Source organism: Halomonas sp. HK25, assembly GCF_047795635.1.
Taxonomy (GTDB): domain Bacteria; phylum Pseudomonadota; class Gammaproteobacteria; order Pseudomonadales; family Halomonadaceae; genus Halomonas.
In genome coordinates this window covers 3,321,116-3,336,229 of the sequence record NZ_CP181044.1, presented here as the reverse complement: position 1 = coordinate 3,336,229, position 15,114 = coordinate 3,321,116, and the positions used below count along the sequence as shown (strand labels likewise).

Genomic DNA, 15,114 nt, shown 5'->3' with positions numbered 1-15,114 from the left:
CTGCATGAGGGACTGAACATTTCTGTTGCCGTGTTATCATATTTGATAACCTGTTCTTGCCAGGGATGGTTGGGATGAGTTGGCAGATCGAATTCTATGCCGGGGTCGAGGACGACATCCTCGCCATGCCACCCAAGATACAGGCCAGGATGCTGAGGCTGCTGGAAATGGTGGAACAGCATGGTGCCAACCTCGGACCTCCGCATACGGAAGCGATGGGAGATGGACTATTCGAGATCAGGGCAAAGGCAAAGGAGGGCATAGGACGGTCCCTGTTCTGCTACAGGGAAGGACGTCACATCGTGATCCTGTATGCCTTCGTGAAGAAAAGTCAGAAAACGCCCCGTCAGGCGCTTGAACTTGCCCGTATACGGCAGCGAGAGGTGCAGCAGAGATGAGCCTGAAAGCACTGAAAGAGAAGGCGCTCCAGAACCCGGCCGTCAAGGCAGAGTATGACCGGCTTGAACCGGAGTTCGAGCTGGCCAATACCCTGATCAGCATGCGTCAGCAGGCTGGCTTGACCCAGGAGGAGCTGGCGCGACGCATGCACACCCAGAAAGGGAATATCAGCCGCCTGGAGCGGGGTGACAGCAATCCTGGCTGGAAGACCCTTCAGCGATACGCGCGGGCCTGCGGCTTCGATCTCTCGGTGCAGTTCCACCGTCCTGAGGATCAGGCCGCCAGTTGATCCTGAAGCAGAGTCACGAAAACGCCCCTGCCGGTCTCCCGGCAGGGGCGTTCGTCTGTCGTCAGGCCTGTCACGGCTCGCTCTGGGCGGTGTGGCTCAGACGCAGGCGGGCACGCAGGCGCCGGGCCAGGATGTCCACCGCGATGTTGAGCAGTGCGGTGATCATGATGAGCACCATGGCGCGGTCGAAGCGCAGTTCCTGGATGGCGCTGTCGACGTAGAAGCCCAGGGTGGCGATGCCGAGAATGCCAAGGATGGCCGTCTCGCGCATGATGATCTCCCAGCGGTAGAAGAGCAGGGCCAGGAAGGGGCCATAGACCCGCGGCGCCACCTCGTAGGCGTACAGGTTCATGCCACCCGGTGCGTCCTGGCGCAGGGTGATCTCGTTGCTGCGGCGCCCGACCAGGTGGCCGATGATGCCCCCGTTATGCAGCGCCAGGGCCACCACCGCCGGCAGCATCGAGGGCCCCCACAGCTGCAGCAGGATGAAGGCCAGCAGGTACTCGGGGGTCGAGCGCATCACCACCAGGACCCCGTGCCCGATGGCGCCGCGCACCCGGCCGGCGCCGTGGCGCCCCGTGAAATGGTGAGAGATCAGCGGGAACAGCGTCATCGCCAGCACCCCGGTGAGCACCAGGGCGATCTGGGTCAGCAGCAGGGTGTTCCAGATGCCGGGCAGTGCCTGGCCCAGGAAGAGGTCGCTCAGCCAGGGCCACAGGCCCTCCAGCCCCTCGCCGCGGCGCAGCGGGGCGGGCACGATGTCCTGGGTGAAGAAGCGCGAGACATTGCTCCACATGATCGGCAAGCCGGTGCCCAGCAGGAAGGGCGAGGCCAGCAGGTAGACGGGCAGCAGCCGTGGCCGGGCCCACAGCCGCAGGCTGGCGATCAGCGCGTAGAAGAGCAGCAGCAAGGCCCCCACCGTGCCGTAGTGGCCCTGGGCGAAGGCCCCCGCGAGGTGAAACCCGAGAGTCGGCATGCCGACGAAACCGATCACTGCGCTGGAACGCAGGCCGCACTCCAGTCGGTAGGCCGTATAGCTGACCAGGTGCGGCCAGGCCTGGCTGATACGGGTATAGACCAGCGCCGAGAGCCTCCCGGCGCGCCGCGGCAGGGTGCGCTCCGGCTGGGGGTCGCACTCGTCGAGGATCTCCGCATAGACCTTGGCGAAGGTGCCGGCGTAGGGGATGGCGATGGCCAGTACCCCGGTGATCGGGTGCAGGCCGAAGCTCTGCAGGAAGATCAGCGCCCAGAACAGCTCGTGGATGGCGCGGATGAAGGCGCAGAAGGTGCGCACCCAGAGATGCCGGAAGAGCAGGGCCAGCAGCATGCCTGCCGCCGCGCCGAGTCCCACGCCGACGAAGGCGAAGGCCACCGTTCGCAGCAGGGCCTCGCCGAGGAAGTCGACGCGGGAAAAGTCGGGCTGGATCAAGCCCATGAACAGGCGGCCCAGCGCCTGCCAGGGGTCGTGGGTACTGATCTCGAAGTCGCCGAACAGCAGGCACACCGCGGCCAGCAGGATCAGGGCCAGGGAAACGCGACGCGTGGCGGTCAACGGCATCAGTAGAGCGGCAGCAGGTCGCTGGCGGAGAGGCGGTGGCTGGGCTGGTCGATGGCGATGGCTCCCTCCTGGATGCCGATCACCCGGCTGCAGTAGCGCAGCGCCAGGTCCACGTCGTGCATGGCCAGCACCGCGGTCGGGTAGGCCTCGGTGAGGGCGGTCAGGGTCACCTCGGAGAGCGGGCCGTCGAGTGCCGAGACCGGCTCGTCGGCGAGCAGCATGCCGCCGCCCTGATGGATGACCCGCGCCACGGCGACGCGCTGCCGCTGCCCGCCGGAGAGTTCGCCACAGGGGGTCCAGAGCTTGTCCTCGAGGCCGAGCCGAGCGAGCAGGGCAGAGACTTGCTTCACGTCACCGGGTCGCGGACGCACCAGGGTCAGCAGGTTGCGCCACCAGGGGTGGCGATCGAGCCGGCCCATGTAGACGTTATGGAACACCGAGAGGGTCGCCACCAGGCCCAGATCCTGGGGCATCAGGGCGGCTCCCTGGTCCCGCCAGCGGTCATACATCACCGACAGCAGCGTCGACTTGCCGGTACCGCTGCGGCCCACCAGCGCCACTCGCTCGCCGGGGGCCAGGGTCAGGCTCAGCGGACCGAGCACGCGCACCTCGCCATAGGACGCGACAGCGTCATGCAGCGCCAGCACGGTCATCAGTCGAGCAGCCCCAGGGACTGGGCGACCTCGAGAATTTCCTGATAGTCGTCGTTGTCGGCCGGGATGAAGCCCGCGCGGGGGAAGCTGGCCAGCAGGTCGGGGTCCTCCATGTCGAGCAGCGCCTGCTGCAGGCGCTCGGTGAAGCCATCGCCGAAGCGTTCATCGACGTCGCCACGCACCGTCCACTGATAGTCGGGGTAGGGCGGTGTCTCCCAGATCACCTGCACCTGGTCGAGGTCGATGTTGCCCGCCTCGAGTTCGTTCTCCCACGCCTTGTAGCTGACCACGCCGGCCTGGTAGGCGCCGGATTGCACCACCGAGATGGTGCGGCTGTGGTTGCCGCTGAAACCGACCCGGTTGAACAGCTCGTCGGGCGAGCCCCCGAGGTGTTCGCGCAGGAAGTATTCCGGCATCAGGCGCCCGGAGGTCGAGCTCTGGGAGCCGAAGCTGAAGGTGAGGTCGCGCAGCCCCTCGGGAGCCGTGTCGCCGTCGTGGGGGGCGAGGCCGGTGGCCTGGTTGGCGATGAAGTAGCTCTTGTACTCGGGGTCCTCTACGCCCTGGGCGATGGCGCGGGAGCCCGGCACCAGCTGGCGTGCCTGTACGCCGGTGAAGCCGCCGAACCAGGCCAGCTGCACCTGGTTGTTGCGGAATGCCGTGACCGAGGCGGCATAGGAGGTGACCGGAATGAAGCGCACTTCGACGTCCAGCGTCTCGGCGAGGTAGTCGGCCACGGCCTGGAAGCGCTGCTGCAGGCGCGTCTCATCCTCGTCGGGGATGGCGGTGAAGACCAGGCTCTGGGCGCTGGCCAGGGCGGGCGTCAGCAGGGTGGCGAGCAGCAGGGTAAGAGTCGGCAACCGGTGGCGGGGCATGGTAGACAGTCCTTGTGAAAGCTTAGGCAGTGAAAGCGTCGGCAGTGAAAGCGTCGGCAGTGAAAGCGTCGGCAGTGAAGGCGGGCACTAGCGCCTGGAACCGGAATGGGCATGATACCGAAAATCGAGGGGCTTTCCCCGCTCAGGGCGCGCAGGTACGAAACCCCGCCAGGATGTCCTGGCGCTCTGGGGTGAAGAAGTTGCGGTAGCCGTTATGGATCAGCCGCCCTCGGGTGGCCCAGGCGCCGCCGCGCAACACGTAGCGGCCCTCCTTGAACCAGGGGGCCGAGTAGTCGCGGTACAGCTCGGGTTCGAAGCCCGGAAAGGGGCCGAAGGGCGAGGCCGTCCATTCCCAGACGTTGCCCAGCATCTGGCGGCAGCCGAAGGCGCTGTCGCCGTCCGGCAGTGCCGCCACGTCCAGCGTCGCCAGGCGCCAGCCGTCCAGGTTGGCCAGCCGCGCGTCCGGCGGCGTGTCGCCCCAGGGGAAACGCCGCTTGCCGGGTGCCAGAGCCGCCCCGTCGGGTGAGGGCTCACGGCTGGCGGCAACCTCCCACTCCGCTTCGCTGGGCAGGCGGCGGCCGGCCCATTGGCACCAGGCCTCGGCCTCGTACCAGCTGACATTCATGACCGGCTGAAGGAGGGGCAGCGGAAGCCAGCGGTCGAAGCGGCGCGCCTCCCAGCGGCCATTGGCGTCCCGACGCCAGTAGACGGGCGCCTGCGCTTGCTGTTGCTGGCGCCACCGCCAGCCGGCCTCGCTCCACAGCTCGCGTCGCGTATAGCCACCGTCGTCGACGAAGGCGGCGAACTCGGCGTTGGTGACCGGCGCCCGAGCGATCGAGAAGGGTGCAATCTCTACTTCCATGGGCGGCTTCTCGTTGTCGAACCGGAAGGCAACGCTGTCGTCGGAGCCCAGTCGATGGCGACCGCCGGGGATGTCGACGTCGCCGGTCAGTGCCCCGGCTGAGGGCTCGTGGTCGGGTGCAGCGTTGACGTCGTGGGGTGGCGTGCCCAGGTCGGGGGCCGGGTCGCCCAGGGTCTGGCGGGTATACAGGAAGGCCTCGCCGTGCATGTCCTCATGCAGGGTGGTGAGCTGGTAGACATAGCTCTGGGCGGGGCTGGCCTCGCCGTCGGGCAGGCGCTCGAGCATGGCACGCTGCACCCGTGCCAGGTAGTCCAGGGTCTGCTCGCGTGAGGGAAGCGGTAGCGACCAACGGTCGTCATGGGCGATGCTGCTGGAATCGAACAGCCGCTCGGCATCGGCGAGCCGGTAGTCGGGCAGGCCATACAGCTCGCGCAGGGCGAAATGGTCGTGGAAGAAGCCCAGGTGGCCAAGCTCCCAGAGCGGCGGGTTGACGATCGTCAGTCGCGGTCCCAGGTCGCGAGCCTCGAGGATGTCCTGCATCAGCGCCAGGCTGCGCCTGCGGGCATCGACGAGCATCGCCGCCAGCTCATCGGCGGCCCGGGGCGGCGTCGGCGGTGTGCTGAGTGTCGTAGAGCGCATGCTGACTTCCTCGAGGAGATACCATGGCATTGAAGGTAGCCCTGATCAGCCCGGCGGGTCGAGGGTCTCACGCCGGCAATCGCGCCACGGCGACCCGCTGGGCGGGTCTGCTGCGGACACTGGGCTGCCAGGTGAGAATCGTGGGCGTCGAGGACGGCGCGGATCCGTGCCGCTTCGCCGGCCGTCCGCCCGACCTGGTGATGGCGCTGCACGCTGTGCGCAGCCACGCCGCCATTCGCGCCTGTCGCCATGCCTTTCCCGGCTGCCCGCTGGTGGTGGTGCTGACCGGCACCGACGTCTACCGCTTCCAGCACAGCCATCCCGAGGAGTGCCTGGAGAGCCTCGCCGCGGCGGATGTGCTGGTCGGCCTGCATGACTGCCTGGCCGAGGACCTTCCCTCGCGTTTCCTGCCGCGGCTGCAGGTCGTCCGCCAGTCGGCGCTGCCCCTGCCACCCCGGGCGCCGCGGCCCCTGCAAAGCGCGTTCGAGGTGCTGGTCGCCGGCCACCTGCGCGAGGAGAAGGACTCCCTGCGCGCCGCCCTGGCGGTGCGTGAGCTTCCGGCGGATTCGCGCTTGAGGGTCGTCCAGCTCGGCGGTGCGCATACGCCTGACTGGGCCGACGCCGCCTGCGACGAGATGGCCAGCAACCCCCGCTACCGCTGGCTCGGTGACCTGCCCCGCTGGCGGGTGCGCCAGTGGATGGCAAGGGCCCGGCTGATGGTGATCAGCTCGCGCATGGAAGGGGGCGCCAACGTGGTCAGCGAGGCCTGCGTGGCCGGCCTGCCGGTGCTGGCCTCGGATATCCCGGGCAACCGCGGCCTGCTGGGCGACGACTACGCCGGCTATTACCCGGTGGCCGATACCTCCGCCCTGCGAGACCTGCTGCGTCGCGCCGAGGCGGAGCCGGCCTTCCTCGACCGGCTTCGCCGGCAGGTGCTGGCGCGGGCGCCGCTGTTCCGCCCCGAGGCCGAGCGCGACGCGCTGGCGCGTGTTGTCGCCGCCTGCGGCCTCACTTCTGGTTCATCGCAGGCTGGAGTGACGCTTAGCTGAGGCTGAACACTCACTGTGGGAGCTGGGCTTTTCCGCGGTTCGACGCTTCGACGAAGGGAGACCGAAGGGCTCCTGGGCGGTAATCACCAACGCCAGCAACTCCGCCGGGGCGCCTGCGGCGCCATTCGCCCGGCAGAGCCGATCTCCCACCCGTCGTCCCGAGCCTTGCGACGTTAAGGGGCAGCGCTGAGTCTGTCACGCCAATCTGCGAAGAGCCTCACTTTTTGATGGCTATCCACCACCATCCGTCAGATGGATGGGCTCCAGCGCCTCACCGGGCGCCAGCACACGGCCGATGATGGCGGCCCGGGCGTAGCCCAGCGCGTGCAGGGCAGCGAGACAGGCATCGGCGCGCTCGGCGGGCACGCTGGCCAGCAGGCCGCCGGCGGTCTGGGGGTCGAACAGCAGAGGGTAGCGAGGGTGCTCGACCCAGGCGGCCTGGTCGCGGATGGCGCGGCGCAGGCGCACGTTGGCGGGCTGCAGCGAGCTCAGGATGCCGGCGGCGACGGTCTCCTCGGCGCCCTCGAGCAGCGGCAGCGCCGCCAGGTCGAGTTCGGCATCCACCTCCGACGGGCGTGTCATCTCGACCAGGTGGCCCAGCAGGCCGAAGCCGGTGAGGTCGGTGCAGGCGGTCGCGCCGTGCTCGCGCAGGCAACTCGCGCCCTGACGGTTGGACTGGCACATGCTCGTGAGTGCCGCATCGATCCAGCGCCCCCGCGCACCGAGCCGGGCATGGGCGGCGAACAGGGTACCGGTGCCGATGGGCTTGGTGAGGATCAGTACCTGGCCGGGGCGCAGGCCGCCCTTGGTCAGGATGGCCTCGTTGGCGGCGCCGTTGCTGCCGGCATCGACCAGGCCATTGACGGCAAACCCCAGGGCCAGCTCGCTGCCCTCGCCGGTGTGGCCGCCGACCAGGGCGCAGCCGGCCTCGTTGAGCACCTCCACGGCGCCACGCATCATCTGGTAGACGGTGTCCTCGACCTTGGCCTCGAGCCCCTGGGGCACCGTGGCCACGGCGGTGGCGGTCTGGGCCTCGGCACCCATGGCGAAGATGTCGCCCAGGGCGTGGTTGGCGGCGACCTTGCCGAACACATAGGGGTCGTCGATGAAGGCGCGGAAGAAGTCGACGGTATGCACCACATCCTTGCCCGCGGGGATGCGGACCACGGCGGCATCGTCCGGGGCATGAAGGCCCACCAGCACCTCGTCGCGGGCCACCGGCTGCAGGGTCGAGAGGGCCCGGGAGAGCACCGAGGCGCCGACCTTGGCACCGCAGCCGCCGCAGCGCATGGCGATGGCCGAGATCGCCTGCTGGTTCTCTTCCTCATTCAACGCCACCCGGCTGGGGCGTGGCGATGGCATGGCGCCTTCCTTCATCGGCGGCAGGTCGTTGAATCTGGCCATGAAGCGCCGGTCGATGGCGTCCTTCCAGCGCCATACCCAGTCGCCGGCGAGGAAGAGCCCGCCGCGGGAGGCCACGGCGTGACGGTCACCGGTGCTGATCAGTGCCAGCCACTTCGCCTGGGGGCGGTAGGGCGAGAGGGGGCGGCCGGTCACGGCGGCGCGCAGGTTGTCGGCCAGCGGCCGCCCCTGGCGCACGGCGAACACCCCGGCCTTCTCCCGGGGGTGATTGACCTGGCTGGCGATATCCCCGGCGGCGAAGATGCGCGGATCGGATAGCGTCTGCAGGGTATCGCCGACCTGGATGAAGCCGTCGTCGTCGAGCGCCAGGTGGGTATCGCGAAGCCAGGCGGCGCCCCCGGCGTGGGTGACCCAGACGATCTCGTCGGCAGCGTGCCAGGTGCCGTCGGCGGTCTGCAGGCGGCCCGCTTCGACAGCCACCACATCGGCGGCGGTGTGCACCTCGACGCCGCGGCTTTCCAGGGTGGCCTGGAAGTGGCGGCGCACCCGGGGGTTATGGGTCGGCAGGATCTGCTCGCCGCGGGTGAAGAGGGAGAAGTGCAGGTCGCTCGGGTCGCGGGCGAGGGTGGTCAGTTCATTTCTGAGCCGGTACTGCATGGCCAGCAGCAGTTCGACACCGCCGGCGCCGCCGCCGATCACCGCGACACGGGTCTGGCCGGCGTGGTGCCCGGTGTGTGGGTGCGTGAGACGCTCGAGCAGCGTCTGCCAGCGGTCATTGAACTGGTGGATCGGCTTGACCGGCACGGCATGTTCGCCGGCGCCGCTGACCGAGTTCGCGCTGGGGGTCGAGCCGATATTGATCGACATCCAGTCGTAGGGCACCGGCGGGCGTGAGCGGCAGAGCACGGTCTGTGCTGCCGGGTCGATGCCGATCACCTCGTCGCTGAAGAAGCGAGCCCCGGCGTATTCCGCCAGCCGGCGCAGGTCGATATGCACGTCGTCGTAGCGGTAGTGCCCGGCGACATAGCCCGGCAGCATGCCCGAGTAGGGCGTATGGGTGTCGCGGCAGATCATGGTGAGCCTGACGCCGGGTTCGGGTTTCATGGCGAAGCGCTTGAGCACCCCCACGTGGGTGTGCCCGCCGCCGACGAGGACAATATCCCGTAGCACTTGTAACCCCGGGGGCTGCTGCGGTTGCTGCATGGTCAGGCTCGCTCTAGATTGATGAGACCTTGGCGTTGCCGGCACAGTCTAAGGCAATTCGATCCCGTGGCGTGTCGAATCCTGCCGCCAGAACCTTTCGTCAGCGAGGGCAAGCGATGTCCACTGCAGTGCGTTTCCACGACCAGCATGTCTATGCTGCGGGGTCATCGTTTCGCGATGACGTGATCGCCGGGCTTGGCCGCTCCCCGAAGGCCCTGTCGCCCAAGTACTTCTACGATGAGCGGGGCTCCCGGCTGTTCGAGTCGATCTGCCGCCAGCCCGAGTACTACCTGACCCGCACCGAGGAGGGCATCCTGGCCGGGGCCGCCGAGGAGGTCGCATCGCTGGCCGGGCCGGAGTCGCTGCTGGTCGAGCTGGGCAGCGGCGCCAGCCGCAAGGTGCGACTGTTGCTCGAGGCGATGCGTCCCTCTCGCTACCTGGGGGTGGATATCTCGCGTGACTTCCTGTTGCAGAGCACCCGGCGCCTGGCGGCCGATTATCCCTGGCTGGAGGTGCACGCCGCCTGGGCGGACTTTTCCGAGCGCCTGCGCTTGCCGTCGGGCGTCGATGGGCGGCGAGTGGTGGCCTTCTTTCCCGGCTCGAGTATCGGCAACTTCGCGCCGGCCCAGGCCGAGGCCTTCCTGGCCCGCCTGCGCCGGGCCCTGCCACCGGGCAGCGGGGTGCTGATCGGCGTCGACCTGGTCAAGCGTCACGACCTCCTCGAGGCGGCCTATAACGATGCCGCGGGCGTCACGGCAGACTTCAACCTGAACCTGCTGGAGCGCATGCGCCGCGAGCTGGATGCCGAGGTCGAGGTGGACGCCTTTCGGCACCGCGCCTTCTTCAATTTGCCGGCATCGCGCATCGAGATGCACCTGGTCAGCCGGCAGCGCCAGGCGATCACCCTCGAGGGGCAGCGCTTCACCTTCGAGGAAGGCGAGACGCTGCATACCGAGAACTCCTGCAAGTACAGCATGGCGGGCTTCCAGGCCCTGGCGGCGCGCGCCGGTTACCGGTCACGCGCCGTCTGGTGCGACGACGAGGCGCTGTTCAGCGTGCACTATCTCTCAAGCGACTAGCTCTCGAGCGACTAGCCGCCCGGCTGGCTGAACAGCGCTGCCCGTCAGGCCTCGAGCCGGGTCACCCGGATCGGCAGACCCTGGCGCACGCTGGCGCCGCTGATCGGCTCGAGCCAGGTGCCATCCACGTTGCGGGTCGGGTCACGGAAGCCCAGGTCGTTGATGTTGATGCCGGCACGCAGCCAGGGCATGTCCGGCTGGGACTCGCCGTCGATCACGTGGGGCGTGGCACCCAGGTCGCGGTGGCCATAGCCGTGCTCGATGCCCAGTGACCCCGGCACCACGCTCTCGCTGACCAGCGCCAGGCCCACCACGCTGCCACCGGGGCTGTCGATGCGAATGGTGTCGCCGTGACTGATGCCGAAGCGCTCGGCGTCCTGGCGATGCATCTGCACCGGGTTGTAGGGCTTGATCATGCGCAGCCGCTCATTGCCGATGGCGTAGGAGTTCATCAGGTTGGACTTGAACGAGAAGGCCAGCAGCGGCCAATCCTCCTCGGTGAACACCTCGCGCATCGTCTGCTTGTTGGCCAGCAGCGGCAGGCTGTGGCCGGGCACGCCGTGATTCGGCCGACCGGTCATGGTGTCGATGCTGGTGCCCACCACCTCGTTGTAGACGCAGAGCGTCCGACGCCAGGCGTTGGTCAGCCGCTCGCCCTGGAAGTGGTCGCTGGCGTCATCGAAGCGCCCGCCGCGGGCGTAGAGGTAGGCCACCCGACCGCGCTCCTCCGCCTTGAGGGTGCGTTCAAGGCGCGGCAGCAGCGGTTCGACCCCGCCATGGGCGATATCGGCCTCGTCGGCCTCGGGCAGCGGCTCGTTCATGAAGGCGATGTTGGCCCCGGCGCGCAGGTAGTAGTCCTCGGCGCGGTTGAGCGGGTGCAGGCGGCCGTCGGCATCGGGGATCGCCTCGTCGCCGAAGCCGGCCAGGCCCAGGCGCTTGGCCACGGCGATGAAGAAGCTGTCCATGGAGACCGGCTCGCCCTCGGCGCTCTTCTGCTGGCGCGGCTCCACCACCGGCCAGCAGGCGGTGGTCATCTTGCCCAGCGCGCCCTTCCAGGCGCCGGTGAAGCCCCACACCTCGTACATCACCGAATCGGGCACCACGTAGTCGGAGTAGCGGTTGGTCTCGTTGATGAAGCCGTCCACCGCCACGAAGAGCCCCAGGCGCTTCGGGTCCTTGAGCTTGTCGGCGATCATCGCCTCCAGGCCCGCCTGGCCGTAGATGGGGTTGGCCATGCAGCCGATCAGGGCCTTGATCGGGTAGGGGTATCCGTCCAGCGCAGAGGGCAGGTGCTCGGTGAGGGTGGGCGGGGCGAAGGAGCGCCAGGGGGCCCGGGCCGGATAGGGGGTCTCGCCGGCTTCCACCTTGCGGCGGTACTCGGAGGAGCGCTCGTAGAGGAAGCGCGAGCGGGAGAGAAACACCCCCTGGGGGCCGCGCTTGCCGGGAAAGTCCACCAGGTCGTAGCGGGGGCCCTGGCTGAAGCCGTTGAACTGGCCGCCGCCCAAGGCGCTGCCGCCCTTCATGTTGATGTTGCCGGCCAGCAGGTTGAGCATCTGCACGGCGAAGGCGGCGTAGAAGCCGTTGCCTGACATCATGCCGCCGTGGCAGTTGACCACGGCGCGACGGCCGTGGCTGGCGTAGCGGCTTGCCAGCTCGACGATGGTGGCCTCGGGGATGCCGCAGTGCTCGGCGTAGGCGGCCAGCTCGTACTCGTGGGCCGATTCCCGCAGCAGGGTCATGCTGCTCTTGACCCTGACCGCCACCCCGTCGGAAAGCGTTACCTCGCGGTCGACGAAGAGCTCAGCGGCCATCGCCTCCTCGCCGTGGGTCAGCTCGCCGTCGACCACCACCATGGGGGCGTCGGCGTCGCTATCGGCCTCGGCCAGGCCCAGATCGCTGGCGCGCAGGAAGTGGCCGCGGCGCGGGTGGTCCGCGGTGTCGATCACCAGGTGGGTGGCGTTGGTGTGGGTGGCTTCATTGGCGGCGTCCGCGGCGGCCTTGCCGGGCAGTGCCAGGACGTCTCTGGCATAGCCCTCGTTGTCCAGCAGCCACTGGATAATGGCCATGGCGAAGGCGCTGTCGGTGCCGGGGCGGATGGGCACCCAGCGGTTATTCTCGGCGGCGTGGGAGGTGGAGGCGTTCAGCGCCGGGTCTACCACCACGTACTCCAGGGTGCCTGCGGCGCGGGCCTGGGCGAGTAGCCGGCCCTGGCGCTTGAAGGGGTTGCCGGCCTGGCTCGGCGCACAGCCGATGTACATGATGAAGCGGGCGTTCTGGATGTCCGGCTTGACGTGGGCGTTGGCCTCCAGGTCGTTCATCATCGCACCCGAGCCCATGCGGAAGGCCAGGCCGCAGTAAGCGCCGTGATGGCCGTAGTTGCGGGTGGCGAAGCCGTTGAGGGTGAAGCGCTTGAGCAGCTCGGAGCGGCCGTAGTCGGTGGCCTCCATCACCATCAGCTGGTTGGCCTTCGGGCCGTACTCCGGGTTCTCCGGGTCGATCGGGGTGTCGTGGTCGTGGATGGCGCGCAGGCCGTCCACGTGACCCTCGCCGAAGAGGTCGCCGCCCTCGCAGATCTCCTCGATCAGCTGCTCGAAGGAGATCTTCTGCCATTCGCGGGCGCCGCGCTCGCCGACCCGCTTGAGGCAGTGGTCGACGCGGAAGGGGCTGTCGAGCTGGCTCATCATGGCGTTGCCGCGGGCGCAGGCGGTGGAGCGGTTGACCTGGCCCTGGCCGCCATAGGCACTGACGTGGCGTAGCGCCTCGGCCACCGGGGTGCGCATGGGCAGGTGCTCGTCGGCAGAGAGCGGGTGGTAGGGGTTGCCGGAGACGCGCAGCACCCGGTCGCTGTCGTTTTCGATGCGCACCCGCACGCCACACTGGGTGGTGCAGCCGTAGCAGATGGTGAAGGCGGTGCGCTGGTCCGGGTTGAGGGTCAGCTCGCCGGTGTCGAGGTCGACCCGGTACTCCGGGGCCAGGGAGTTGCCGTGGATACGATCCTTCGGCTTCTCGCCGGCGCTGCCGGTGACGCCCTTGGCCATCTTGGCCAGCGGGTCGGCGTAGCCGGCGGCGAAGGTAGCGGCACCGCCGGCGGCGACGGCGCCCTTCATGAAGCGGCGGCGTGAGGTATCGAGAGGGGACTTAGCCATGGCCGGGGGCTCCTTCAGTGGTTTGTGCAGCGCTGCGGGCATCGGAAAGGGCAGGGGCGTCAGGGGTTGCAGAAGAAAGGTCGGCGGCGCTGCCACCCTGGCGCGCCTGGCGCCACGGGATCAGCAGGTCGATCATCAGGACCGCGGCAAGCCACAGGCCGAAGGTGCCGACGATGCCGAGCAGGCCGGAAGAGCCGGCGGGGATGCCGTAGTGGTGGAAGCCGGCGCTGTTGCGGGCCACGTGCTGCACGTCCATCAGCACCACCCAGCGGAACATCCAGCCCATGTGGATGGCCACCAGGCCCAGCACCCAGGCCCAGGCATAGAGGGCCGGGCGGCGGGCGGCGGGGCGGGTGAGCAGGTAGAGCACCGCGCCGAACAGGGCCAGGCCGGTCAGGCCACCCCACAGGGCGGTGCTGCGCCAGGAGGGGCTTGCGCGGACGGAATCGAGCGCCGCGGCCACCGAGCCGACGTTGGCATTGATGCCGTCGAGGAACCAGCTGCCGGCGACCAGGCCCGCCAGCAGGCAGGCGCCCAGCAGCACCTTGAGCATCTGGCCGTTGCTGGCCATGTCGCGCAGGCCGCTGACCCGATTCAAGACCAGCACGAGACCCGCCGCAGCGATAAAGCCGGTGGCGACCAGCATCGGCGGCAGCCAGACGGTGTTCCACAGCGGACGCGCCTTGACCACGGCGAGCTCGGCCCCGGTGTAGAGCATGATGCCGGTGGAGAGCGCAAGGGTGCCCAGGCCCACCAGCACCAGCGCCGCGCGCGGGGTGGGCGCCGCACCGAAGGACAGCAGGCGGGCGACCAGGCCCATGAGGCCGGGTGCCTGGCGGTTGGCCTGCAGCGCGGGGCGCCAGGCCAGCCAGCCGAGCACCAGCACGCCCACCACGTAGAGCGGCAGGAGCAGGCTGCCGATGGACATCCAGGAGCTCGAGGTAGAGTAGGCGTAGAAGTGCCAGAAGCGCAGCGGCTGGTGCAGATCGGCCAGCAGCGCCACCGGGGCCACCAGGGTGGTGGTCAGGCAGGCCAGCATCGCCAGGCGTGCGGTGGGCAGCCATGTCTTCTTGCCGAACACCAGCGCCGGGGCGGCCAGCCACAGGGTGGCGTAGGAGATCGCGATCAGGAAGAAGTACTGCACCGCCCAGGGGTACCAGGCGATGGCGTAGCGCGGGGCGAGCAGCTCAATGGCCATGGAATTCATAACCCATCTCCTTGCCGTGGGGGTCGAGGACTTCCAGGGCCACCGGCTCGGCGAGCGGGCGCGTGATGAAGCGCTCGTCCATGCCGAGGTAGAAGACCTGGGGCAGGGTGTTCTTTTCGGGCTGCAGCACCATCAGCTCGTCGCGATGCTCCGCGATCAGGCGGCTGATCTGGCTCTCGGGGTCGCGCATGTCGCCGATGATCCGCGCGCCGCCCACGCAGCTCTCCACGCAGGCCGGCAGCAGGCCGGCTTCCAGGCGGTGGGCGCAGAAGGTGCACTTGTCGGCGGTCTGGGTCTTGTCGTTGATGAAGCGGGCGTCATAGGGACAGGCGTTGACGCAATAGGCGCAGCCCACGCAGCGGTCGCTGTCCACCACCACGATGCCGTCCTGCTGCTGGTAGGTCGCCTCCACCGGGCAGACCGGGATGCAGGGCGGGTTCTCGCAGTGGTTGCACAGGCGGGGCAGCATGAAGGTGGCAAGCGTGCCGGTCTCCTGGTGCTCCACCTCGTACTGGGAAACGGTGGTGCGGAACTTGCCCAGCGGGGCGTCGTTCTCGATATGACACGACACGGTGCAGGCCTGGCAGCCGATGCACTGGCGCAGATCGATGAGCATGCCGTAGCGCTTGGTGGGGTCGCCTTCTCGGCGCGGCGGTTGGCCGTTGATGCCGGCGCTGGCAACGCTTGCGAGCGGTATCAGGGCGGCACCCGCGCTGAGGCGGGCCAGCTGGCCGAGAAGGGAGCGGCGAATGTGATCCATGGCGCCTCCGGTGGCTGGGTGTCGCAGGGGGTCGCC

At 68.8% G+C, this 15,114-nt stretch carries 12 protein-coding genes; 4 read left to right on the top strand and 8 right to left on the bottom strand.

Going from position 1 to position 15,114, the window contains the following annotated elements; genetic code table 11:
• Positions 1-74 precede the first annotated feature (74 nt).
• Both ACM26W_RS15715 and ACM26W_RS15710 read left to right on the top strand, forming a co-directional pair.
• Positions 75-398, top strand: a complete 324-nt coding sequence (locus tag ACM26W_RS15715) for a type II toxin-antitoxin system RelE/ParE family toxin (RefSeq protein WP_416137914.1) — start codon at positions 75-77, stop codon at positions 396-398.
• The gene (locus ACM26W_RS15710) at positions 395-688 is read left to right on the top strand and encodes a helix-turn-helix domain-containing protein (RefSeq protein ID WP_416137913.1); all 294 of its coding nucleotides are present in this window, start codon (positions 395-397) and stop codon (positions 686-688) included. Before ACM26W_RS15715 ends, ACM26W_RS15710 begins: the two co-directional genes overlap by 4 nt.
• Positions 689-758: 70 nt before the next feature.
• Here the strand turns inward: ACM26W_RS15710 and ACM26W_RS15705 are convergent, their stop codons facing one another.
• From ACM26W_RS15705 to senA, 4 genes are all read right to left on the bottom strand, one after another.
• Positions 759-2,246 (bottom strand): PhnE/PtxC family ABC transporter permease, encoded by a 1,488-nt coding sequence (locus ACM26W_RS15705; protein ID WP_416137912.1) that lies wholly within the window; start codon positions 2,244-2,246, stop codon positions 759-761.
• Complete coding sequence (locus ACM26W_RS15700; RefSeq protein ID WP_416137911.1) at positions 2,246-2,899, bottom strand: ATP-binding cassette domain-containing protein; 654 nt, start codon at positions 2,897-2,899, stop codon at positions 2,246-2,248. The genes ACM26W_RS15705 and ACM26W_RS15700 overlap by 1 nt, the downstream gene beginning before the upstream one ends.
• Complete coding sequence (locus tag ACM26W_RS15695) at positions 2,899-3,771, bottom strand: putative selenate ABC transporter substrate-binding protein (protein ID WP_416137910.1); 873 nt, start codon at positions 3,769-3,771, stop codon at positions 2,899-2,901. The genes ACM26W_RS15700 and ACM26W_RS15695 overlap by 1 nt, the downstream gene beginning before the upstream one ends.
• Positions 3,772-3,913: 142 nt before the next feature.
• A complete protein-coding gene (gene senA / locus ACM26W_RS15690) occupies positions 3,914-5,272 on the bottom strand; it encodes a selenoneine synthase SenA (RefSeq protein ID WP_416137909.1) in 1,359 nt (452 codons plus the stop codon).
• Positions 5,273-5,295: 23 nt separating this feature from the next.
• Between senA and senB the strand changes: the two genes are divergently transcribed.
• Positions 5,296-6,321, top strand: coding sequence for a selenoneine biosynthesis selenosugar synthase SenB (senB, locus tag ACM26W_RS15685; protein ID WP_416137908.1), 1,026 nt, complete (start codon positions 5,296-5,298; stop codon positions 6,319-6,321).
• Positions 6,322-6,552: 231 nt separating this feature from the next.
• Here the strand turns inward: senB and selD are convergent, their stop codons facing one another.
• Positions 6,553-8,886 (bottom strand): selenide, water dikinase SelD, encoded by a 2,334-nt coding sequence (gene selD / locus ACM26W_RS15680; RefSeq protein WP_416137907.1) that lies wholly within the window; start codon positions 8,884-8,886, stop codon positions 6,553-6,555.
• A gap of 116 nt (positions 8,887-9,002) precedes the next feature.
• Between selD and egtD the strand changes: the two genes are divergently transcribed.
• Positions 9,003-9,965, top strand: a complete 963-nt coding sequence (gene egtD, locus ACM26W_RS15675; RefSeq protein WP_416137906.1) for an L-histidine N(alpha)-methyltransferase — start codon at positions 9,003-9,005, stop codon at positions 9,963-9,965.
• 44 nt (positions 9,966-10,009) lie between these two features.
• On the opposite strand, the gene ACM26W_RS15670 is transcribed toward egtD, so the two are convergent.
• From ACM26W_RS15670 to dsrO, 3 genes are read right to left on the bottom strand one after another with little or no spacing between them, the layout of a single operon-like run.
• Positions 10,010-13,111 carry a molybdopterin dinucleotide binding domain-containing protein gene (locus ACM26W_RS15670; RefSeq protein WP_416137905.1) on the bottom strand — a complete coding sequence of 1,034 codons (3,102 nt, stop codon included), beginning with the start codon at positions 13,109-13,111 and terminating at the stop codon, positions 10,010-10,012.
• Positions 13,104-14,318: an NrfD/PsrC family molybdoenzyme membrane anchor subunit gene (gene nrfD / locus ACM26W_RS15665; RefSeq protein ID WP_416137904.1), complete on the bottom strand. Its 1,215-nt coding sequence runs from the start codon at positions 14,316-14,318 to the stop codon at positions 13,104-13,106. The genes ACM26W_RS15670 and nrfD overlap by 8 nt, the downstream gene beginning before the upstream one ends.
• A complete protein-coding gene (gene dsrO, locus ACM26W_RS15660; protein ID WP_416137903.1) occupies positions 14,299-15,078 on the bottom strand; it encodes a sulfate reduction electron transfer complex DsrMKJOP subunit DsrO in 780 nt (259 codons plus the stop codon). The genes nrfD and dsrO overlap by 20 nt, the downstream gene beginning before the upstream one ends.
• Positions 15,079-15,114 lie beyond the last annotated feature (36 nt).

Coding starts and splice junctions, on each gene's coding strand:
- ACM26W_RS15670 (WP_416137905.1), bottom strand. CDS start 13,111: ATGGCTAAGTCCCCTCTCGATACCTCACGCCGCCGCTTCATGAAGGGC.
- egtD (WP_416137906.1), top strand. CDS start 9,003: ATGTCCACTGCAGTGCGTTTCCACGACCAGCATGTCTATGCTGCGGGG.
- ACM26W_RS15715 (WP_416137914.1), top strand. CDS start 75: ATGAGTTGGCAGATCGAATTCTATGCCGGGGTCGAGGACGACATCCTC.
- nrfD (WP_416137904.1), bottom strand. CDS start 14,318: ATGAATTCCATGGCCATTGAGCTGCTCGCCCCGCGCTACGCCATCGCC.
- ACM26W_RS15695 (WP_416137910.1), bottom strand. CDS start 3,771: ATGCCCCGCCACCGGTTGCCGACTCTTACCCTGCTGCTCGCCACCCTG.
- dsrO (WP_416137903.1), bottom strand. CDS start 15,078: ATGGATCACATTCGCCGCTCCCTTCTCGGCCAGCTGGCCCGCCTCAGC.
- selD (WP_416137907.1), bottom strand. CDS start 8,886: ATGCAGCAACCGCAGCAGCCCCCGGGGTTACAAGTGCTACGGGATATT.
- ACM26W_RS15710 (WP_416137913.1), top strand. CDS start 395: ATGAGCCTGAAAGCACTGAAAGAGAAGGCGCTCCAGAACCCGGCCGTC.
- senA (WP_416137909.1), bottom strand. CDS start 5,272: ATGCGCTCTACGACACTCAGCACACCGCCGACGCCGCCCCGGGCCGCC.
- ACM26W_RS15705 (WP_416137912.1), bottom strand. CDS start 2,246: ATGCCGTTGACCGCCACGCGTCGCGTTTCCCTGGCCCTGATCCTGCTG.
- ACM26W_RS15700 (WP_416137911.1), bottom strand. CDS start 2,899: ATGACCGTGCTGGCGCTGCATGACGCTGTCGCGTCCTATGGCGAGGTG.
- senB (WP_416137908.1), top strand. CDS start 5,296: ATGGCATTGAAGGTAGCCCTGATCAGCCCGGCGGGTCGAGGGTCTCAC.